6 protein-coding genes and 1 pseudogene are annotated in these 8,088 nt (G+C 46.4%); 2 read left to right on the top strand and 5 right to left on the bottom strand.

Going from position 1 to position 8,088, the window contains the following annotated elements:
- The 5 genes from ACRC27_RS09185 to nagB form a co-directional block, all read right to left on the bottom strand.
- Positions 1–442 (bottom strand): cation:proton antiporter domain-containing protein (locus ACRC27_RS09185; protein WP_438639737.1); only part of this gene is annotated, 442 nt, incomplete at its 3' end.
- 113 nt (positions 443–555) lie between these two features.
- The gene (locus ACRC27_RS09180) at positions 556–1,305 is read right to left on the bottom strand and encodes an HAD-IIA family hydrolase (RefSeq protein ID WP_438630925.1); all 750 of its coding nucleotides are present in this window, start codon (positions 1,303–1,305) and stop codon (positions 556–558) included.
- Between the two features lie 122 nt (positions 1,306–1,427).
- Positions 1,428–2,645, bottom strand: coding sequence for a DNA-binding transcriptional regulator NagC (gene nagC / locus ACRC27_RS09175; RefSeq protein WP_438622111.1), 1,218 nt, complete (start codon positions 2,643–2,645; stop codon positions 1,428–1,430).
- 4 nt (positions 2,646–2,649) lie between these two features.
- Positions 2,650–3,789, bottom strand: a complete 1,140-nt coding sequence (gene nagA, locus ACRC27_RS09170; protein WP_438639736.1) for an N-acetylglucosamine-6-phosphate deacetylase — start codon at positions 3,787–3,789, stop codon at positions 2,650–2,652.
- Positions 3,790–3,821: 32 nt separating this feature from the next.
- Entirely contained in the window at positions 3,822–4,622 is an 801-nt protein-coding gene (gene nagB / locus ACRC27_RS09165; RefSeq protein ID WP_438622113.1) for a glucosamine-6-phosphate deaminase, read from the bottom strand.
- Positions 4,623–4,983: 361 nt separating this feature from the next.
- On the opposite strand from nagB, the pseudogene nagE reads away from it, so the two are divergent.
- Together nagE and ACRC27_RS09155 are read left to right on the top strand one after the other, a co-directional pair.
- Positions 4,984–6,483: pseudogene (gene nagE, locus ACRC27_RS09160) on the top strand (N-acetylglucosamine-specific PTS transporter subunit IIBC); the annotation flags it as partial.
- A 121-nt stretch (positions 6,484–6,604) separates the two neighbouring features.
- A partial coding sequence (locus ACRC27_RS09155) for a carbohydate-binding domain-containing protein (protein ID WP_438639735.1) occupies positions 6,605–8,088 on the top strand: 1,484 nt, incomplete at its 3' end.

The raw sequence follows: 8,088 nt of genomic DNA, 5'->3' as shown, positions 1-8,088 counted from the left end.
GCCCGTATGTGCTGTTTAACTCCCCTTTCTCTTGCATATTTTTTACAGCAAGCACGGTGGAGGAAAAACTGAGCGCAAAGCCGAGCAACACCCAGTGGCTGGCGTTTAAGCTTTGTGCCAGTGCCAGCCCACCTATTTTTAGTAATGCCAATAAGAGTGCGACAGCAACGGTTGATAACGCAGTGTAACCGGTGGCACCGGCAAGAACTTCACGACGCAATAATTGACGAATATCCAATTTTAGGCCGATAGTAAACAGCAGCAAAATAACACCAATATCTGCGATATCAGTCAGCAGTGCCATTGACTGGAAACCAGCCGAATGTAAGCCAAATCCGGCCAATAAAAACCCGACCAACGGGGGTAAACCCAGCCGTTGTACCGCAAAACCAGCAATAAATGCCACACTAATGAGAACTAACAGAGAGTGAGAATCAGTCATTGTATCCTTGCAAAAGGTCAGCACTGCTGACCTGTCCATATCAATCGAGGGATAAAGCAGAAAGTCATGAAAATGCCATTTTGCTGATAGCATTCAAGCGTAAAACAGGATTTTTATATGATATCTATCTCGGCAACCGAATCAAAAACATGATTAGGACGAAACGGCATAGCTTCAATATCAGTACGCTTTGACACACCAGAGAGCACTAAGACGGTCTCTAATCCGGCCTGAAACCCAGCCAGAATATCGGTTCGCAAGTTATCACCAATAATGAGCGTACTTTCTGAATGCGCCTGAATTTTATTCAATGCTGCACGGATAATCCATGGGCTAGGCTTGCCGACAAAAAAAGGTTTCCGGCCAGTGATTTTTTCAATCGGGGCGCACAACGCACCACAAGCCGGTGAGTAGCTTGGCCCGTGAGTATCAGGGTTGGTGGCAATAAAACGTGCACCATTGGCCACAAAACGTGCCGCTTTATGGATCATATCCCAGTTATAAGAGCGTGTTTCTCCGACAATCACAAAATCAGGATTGATATCTGTGATAGTAAATCCGGCTTTGTACAGTTCGTGGATCAACGCCCCTTCGCCGATAACAAACGCTTTTTTCCCTTCCTGACGCTTGAGGAAATCTGCCGTAGCCATACCTGCAGTATAAAAAGCACTTTCCGGTACATGTAAACCGGCCGAGTGAAAGCGATTGGCCAAATCTTGCGCAGTTTGTACCGGATAGTTGGTCAGAATGACCAGAGGGGTTTGTTGCTCAATCAAACGGGCTAAAAACTCTTTTGCACCGGGTACGGCGGTGTTGTCATGCAATAACACACCGTCGATATCACAGATCACGCTTTTTTTCATGCCATCTCCGTCACAGCTAATGGGCTGCGTGATTACGCAGCCCCAAATTATACCATGCAGAGAACCACTCTATAGAAAGAGAGCGCTATTTACGTGATGTATAAAAGATATTTTCTACTGAATCACTGCTCGAGTAAACGCTGCAACAGTATGCCGTTAAGCATAGAACGCTTAATCAGAGCAAACGCACCAATCGTAGGTTTATCGTATAATTCTGAGGCTTCGACCACTAATTTTTGCCGAAACGCTTTGAGTGACTGTGTCTGGATACAGCTAGAAATGGCCGGAAAGAGTACTTTTTGTGCTTCAGTTATCTCACCGGCAATGATAACTTTTTGCGGATTAAACAGGTTGACGGTAATGGCAATGGCCTGCCCCAATTTACGCCCAACCTGCTCTATCAATTCAACACTGAGCAAATCACCTTTATTGGCAGCATGGCAGATGCTGTGAATAGTAACATCATCAAGCGAAAGATATTTACTTGGATACCCTTCAGATAACAGCTGACGGGCACGTTGCTCTATTGCGCTGTTGGCAGCAACCGTTTCTAAACAGCCAAAGTTGCCACAATGACACGGTGCACCCAGCGGATCTATCTGGATATGGCCTATTTCACCGACATTACGGTTATAGCCAAGAAAAATCTGCCCATGCACAATAATACCCGCCCCAGTACCACGGTGCAGACGGATCAGAATGGAGTCTTCACAATCTCGGCTAGCACCAAAATAGTGCTCGGCTAAGGCTAAACTGCGAACATCATTCCCCACAAAGCAGCTAACGCCAAATTGCTGCGTTAGGGCATCAGCCAGCGGCCAGTGCGCAATGCTCACATGCGGCATGTATTCAACCACACCTGTTTCAGGATCAACCAATCCTGGCAGGGTGACAGAAACAGCAATCAATTGGCGAATTTTACGCTGATGGGTATCAATAAAACGTTGGATCAGTGCAAAGAGATCAGCTTGTAATTGTGGCTGGCTCTCTTGAGGAAGTACCGCATGATCTTCGACTAACGTTCGACCGCTCAAGTCATACAGCGCAATGGTGGCATCTGTACGCCCAAGACGAACGGCAATAGAGTGAAAGGGGCGATTTTCCGTAACAATAGAGATTGCACGGCGGCCGCCAGTCGAGGCTTGTTGCTCAACCTCTTTAATCAGGCCTCGCTCAAGTAATTGGCGAGTAATTTTAGTAACACTGGCGGGAGCAAGTTGGCTGTGATCGGCAACCTGAATGCGCGAAATCGGCCCTTGTTGGTCAATCAGACGATAAACGGCTGCGCTATTCAGTTGTTTAACCAGATCTACATTGCCTATTTGTCCGCCAGTGCTCATAAGATTAGTGCCGCTCTAAGTGTCCGTTGACGATAGTCGCCTTGACTGTAAAGTCACGATCAAACACGGTGAGGTTAGCCACTTTCCCGGCGCTGATTTGACCTAAACGATCTTCAACGTGAATTGCCCGAGCCGGATACAGCGTAGCCATTCGCAGTGCTTCATCAAGTGCGATGCCGATGTGTTGTACGCAGTTCTGTACTGCTTCAATCATAGTCAGTGCTGACCCGCCTAGCGTGCCATTTTCATCGATGCACTTCCCATCGCGGTAATATACTTTTTTACCAACAAAAATAAAGTGATCAATGTTTGCTCCTGCTGGTGCAGTGGCATCAGTGACTAAAACCAGTTTTTCACCTTTCATTTTGTGTGCTAAACGGATATTTGACCATGAAACATGGAATCCATCAGCGATAATGCCGGTATAGACATCTGGCGTATCTAAAATCGCGCCAACCATTCCCGGTTCACGACCGGTAATTGAGGTCATGGCATTAAACAGGTGAGTGGTAAATGACACACCAGCATCAAAACCTGAGCGCGCTTCTGCGTAGGTTGCATTGGTGTGTCCACCGGAAACAACAATACCGGCATTATTTAGCTGGCTGATCAGTGTTTTCGGTGCTAGTTCAGGGGCTAATGTCACCTTGGTCACGGCATCTGCGTTATCACAGATAAACTGCACCATTTGCGCATCGGCCTGACGGATAAAGTCAGTGCTGTGAATACCTTTTTTTGCGATATTCAGATATGGGCCTTCTAAATGCAGACCCAACGCCTGATTCTGATGCTGGGCAAGATAGCTGCGCATCACCTGAACAGACTGCTTCATCTCTTCATCACTGGTCGTGATAAGTGTTGGCAAAAAGCTGGTACAGCCAGATTTGAGATTGGCACGATGCATAATATCAATGGTCTGCTCAGAGACATCATCATTGAGCATCACGCCGCCACAACCGTTCAGTTGCAGATCAATAAACCCAGGGCTTAGGTTTGCACCTTCAAGATCGTGGGTTTCAATACCTGCTGGCAACTCAGCAATCGGGCACACAGTTTCAATCATGCCGTTATTAATGACGGCAGCATGGTTATCTAAAATATGGTAGCCGGTATAGATCCGGCAATTAATGAGTGCGTATTTCATACGTCTATAACCTTTGTTGAATTCTTTAATGCTTACAGATGCTTGATATTGATGGCTTCAAGTTCACGGAAGTATTTTACCGTTTTTACCTTCAGTTCCATCGTTGATGGTTCATCACATACCATCATTGATTTTGGATGCAGCTGCAGAGCAGAAATTGTCCACAAATGGTTTACGCTGCCTTCAACTGCCGCTTGCAAAGCTTGCGCTTTACCGTGACCGGTGACCAAAATCATGATCTCTTCAGAATCAAGCAGTGTACCGACACCCACAGTGAGTGAGTACTTAGGCACTTGTGTCATGTCGCCGTTAAAGAAACGGGAGTTAGCAATACGGGTATCTTCAGTCAGTGTTTTAATGCGCGTACGTGAAGAGAGAGAAGAGGCTGGCTCATTAAAAGCGATATGGCCATCGTTACCCACACCACCCATAAACAGGTTAATTTTCCCGTAAGATTTGATCTTATCTTCATAACGGCGGCATTCAACATCAACATCCGCAGCATTACCATCGAGTAAATTAATATTTTCTGGTTTAATATCAATGTGATCAAAAAAGTTGCTGTGCATGAAAGTGTGGTAGCTTTCCGGGTGATCACTCGGCAAGCCGACATACTCATCCATGTTAAACGTAACGACATTGGCAAAACTCACTTCACCGGCCTGATGCAATTCAATCAAGCGCTTGTAAGTTGCCAGTGGCGTTCCACCGGTAGGCAGCCCCAATACAAACGGGCGTTCAGCAGTCGGCTTAAAGGCATTGATACGATCGGCAATGTAACGGGCAGACCAAAGTCCAACATCTTTAGCTGTTGCGAGCGGAATCAAACGCATTATATACCTCTTTAACTGATCTAAATTGAGTAAAATCGTATTTATTGTGTGAGCTTATCGCAAATTGGAGCATGTTTTGAATGATAAAATAAGTTTTATGATCTAGCTAGCAAATTGCCTGTTTATTGCCCTTCCTCGGTGACTATGATCACAAACAAGGGGGTTTTAATTTGCGAGGCAAAATAAAACTATTACACTCGGTCATACTCAGTAAAAGATTGGCATGAAAGGCGGTTTCGAGAGTGGCATTCAACGGTATCAACACTGAAACTGAGTGATCACATATCGGACAGGTTGCAAAAGACAACACATCTGGAAGACAGATATTATTGGTTTGGAAACCGAAATAGGGGATACCAACGTGAATATTTTAGGATACTTTCAAAAAGTAGGCCGTGCATTGATGGTACCAGTTGCCACACTGCCAGCCGCCGCCATTTTAATGGGGGTTGGTTACTGGATTGACCCTGTTGCATGGGGTGGCAATAGTGCACTGGCGGCATTTTTCATCAAGTCAGGCTCGGCAATTATCGACAACATGTCTGTGCTGTTTGCAGTCGGTGTTGCTTACGGTATGTCTAAAGATAAAGATGGTTCTGCTGCACTAACCGGTTTTGTCGGTTACTTGGTGCTAACCACTCTGCTCTCTCCTGCTGCAGTATCACAGATCCAGGGTATTCCTATGGATCAAGTGCCTGCCGCATTTGGTAAAATTAACAACCAATTCATCGGTATTCTGGTCGGTATCATCTCTGCTGAGTTGTATAACCGTTACAGCACCGTTGAACTGCACAAAGCGCTGGCCTTCTTCAGCGGCCGTCGTCTGGTGCCGATTTTAACCTCATTCCTGATGATCGCCGTTGCCTTCGTGCTGATGTACGTTTGGCCAGTGATTTATAACGGTCTGGTAAACTTCGGTGAAGGCATTCAAGGTATGGGCCCTGTGGGCGCCGGTATCTATGCATTCTTCAACCGTCTGCTGATCCCTGTTGGTCTGCACCACGCGCTGAACTCTGTATTCTGGTTCGATGTGGCAGGTATCAACGATATCCCTAACTTCCTCGGCGGTCAGGCATCTATCGAAGCAGGTAAAGCGGTACTGGGTGTAACCGGTATGTACCAAGCTGGCTTCTTCCCAATCATGATGTTTGGTTTGCCAGGTGCTGCATTAGCGATTTACCACACTGCAAAAGTTGAGAACCGCGATAAAGTTGCTTCTATCATGCTGGCCGCTGCATTTGCTGCGTTCTTTACCGGTGTTACTGAGCCGCTAGAGTTCTCCTTCATGTTCGTTGCACCTGTACTGTATGTTATCCATGCATTCTTAACCGGTGTGTCTGTCTTTATCGCCGCCTCTATGCATTGGATTGCCGGTTTCGGTTTCAGTGCTGGTCTGGTCGATATGGTGCTCTCTTCACGTAACCCGCTGGCACAACAGTGGTACATGCTGATCCTGCAAGGCTTTGCCTTCTCAGCGATTTACTACTTCGTGTTCCGCTTCGCTATCGTTAAATTCAACCTGAAAACACCAGGCCGTGAAGATGACGAAGAAGATTCACTGGTTGAAGTTGTATCAAGTGACAACCATGAGCTGGCGAAAAAATACCTGAAAGCACTGGGTGGCCACGCTAACTTAGTGACTGTTGATGCCTGTATCACTCGTCTGCGTCTGACTATGAAAGACCGTAGTCTGGCTGATGAGCGCGTATTGAAAGCGTTAGGTGCTAAAGGTGTCGTGAAACTTGGCGAAACTAACCTGCAGGTTATTCTTGGCCCACAAGCTGAGATCATCGCAACTGAAATGAAGCGTATTCCTGCAACTGAAGACCTGACTAACGTCATCATTCCTACCGCTAAAGCGTAATACCTCTCCACGTTTACCTTTCCACATTCCCAGCCCTTACGGGCTGGGTTTTATAGCCTGCTCGCCCTTTTTTCAGGCTTTTGGGACTATTTTGCGTTAATTTGAGGAGTTTTTTATCATGTTACGATTATCTGCTATTGCTGCGGCCACCCTATTTGCGCTAACCGGATGTGCATCAAATTCGGTTAACAATCAGCAATTGGTTAACCAAATGGGCTCACAGCTCAATGTAAAATACCAAGTACTGGATAACCACGGCGCAGAAAATGGCGTGGATTGCAGCACCTTGGGTGCTGAATGGGCTGCGTGTAATAAAGCCTCTATCACCCTAACCAATAACGGTTCTGAAATTAACTCAAAAGACTGGGCTATTTATTTCCACAGCATCCGGATGATTTTGGATGTACAAAATGATCAGTTCAAAATTACCCAAATTACCGGTGACCTGCATAAGCTAGAACCTACCGATAAGTTTGATGGCTTCCAAGCCGGTGAAGTGGTTGAAGTGCCTATCATTGGTGAATACTGGCAGTTGTTTGAAACTGACTTTATGCCACGCTGGTATGTCACATCAGGCGATGCAACACCGAAAGTGATCGGCAATACTGATTCAGAAAATGTGGCTGATTTCTCTGCGCCTATTACTGGTGATAACTGGAAACGAACCGGTGCAGACAACAACGTTCTGATGAACACACAGACCCGTTTTGCAAAAAATCAGGATATCGCTACCCTGCCAGCACAACAACTGCGCGGACAAATTTTACCAACACCGGTACAGGTTACGGTAGGTAAAGCCGATGTGGATCTCTCTCACGGTATTACGCTTGATACCCTTGCTTTGCCAAAAGCAACGGTTGATGCAGTAACGGCACGCTTTGCCCAACTAGGTGTTAATGTTGCGGAAAAAGGCGCGCAGCAGGCTTTCCCAATTAATGTCAGTATCAATAAAGGCGCATTTAAGGGCCAATGGCAGAAAGCGGGCGCTTACACGCTGAATATCACGCCAAAAGGCGCAACCATTGTGGGTATTGACTCAGAAGGTGCGTTCTACGGCTTACAGTCTATGATCTCTTTAGTTCCAATGTCGGGTGATAAGAAAATTGCCACTGTTGCGGTGAAAGATGCCCCGCGTTTTGAACACCGTGGTATGCACGCTGATGTTGGCCGTAACTTCCATACCAAAGAGGCCATTTTACGCCTGCTGGATCAAATGGCAGCGTATAAGCTAAATAAATTCCACTTCCATTTAAGTGATGATGAAGGCTGGCGTTTAGAGATCCCCGGTCTGCCTGAGCTGACTGATATTGGTGGTAAGCGTTGCCATGATTTGAGTGAAACACAGTGCTTGCTGCCACAATTAGGTTCTGGCCCAGACAGCAACAATCTGGGCAGTGGCCACTATAGCAAGCAAGATTATATCGATATCATTAAGTACGCACAGGCACGTAATATCGAAGTGATCCCTGAGCTGGATATGCCTGCACACGCCCGTGCTGCGGTAGTCTCAATGGAAGCTCGCTATAAAAAACTGATGGCGGAAGGAAAAGAAGCCGAAGCGAATCAGTATCGCCTGCTTGATCCGCAAGACACCTCAAAAAC

This window comes from Plesiomonas sp. (assembly GCF_051650925.1).
In the GTDB taxonomy this organism is placed as follows: Bacteria; Pseudomonadota; Gammaproteobacteria; order Enterobacterales; family CAMTGL01; genus Plesiomonas.
The sequence above is the reverse complement of the archived record's forward strand: the minus strand, read 5'-3'. Positions and strand labels throughout refer to the sequence as shown.

Excerpts from the sequence above, each read along its gene's own strand:
- ACRC27_RS09180 (WP_438630925.1), bottom strand. The coding sequence starts at position 1,305 with ATGAAAAAAAGCGTGATCTGTGATATCGACGGTGTGTTATTGCATGAC.
- nagC (WP_438622111.1), bottom strand. The coding sequence starts at position 2,645 with ATGAGCACTGGCGGACAAATAGGCAATGTAGATCTGGTTAAACAACTG.
- nagA (WP_438639736.1), bottom strand. The coding sequence starts at position 3,789 with ATGAAATACGCACTCATTAATTGCCGGATCTATACCGGCTACCATATT.
- nagB (WP_438622113.1), bottom strand. The coding sequence starts at position 4,622 with ATGCGTTTGATTCCGCTCGCAACAGCTAAAGATGTTGGACTTTGGTCT.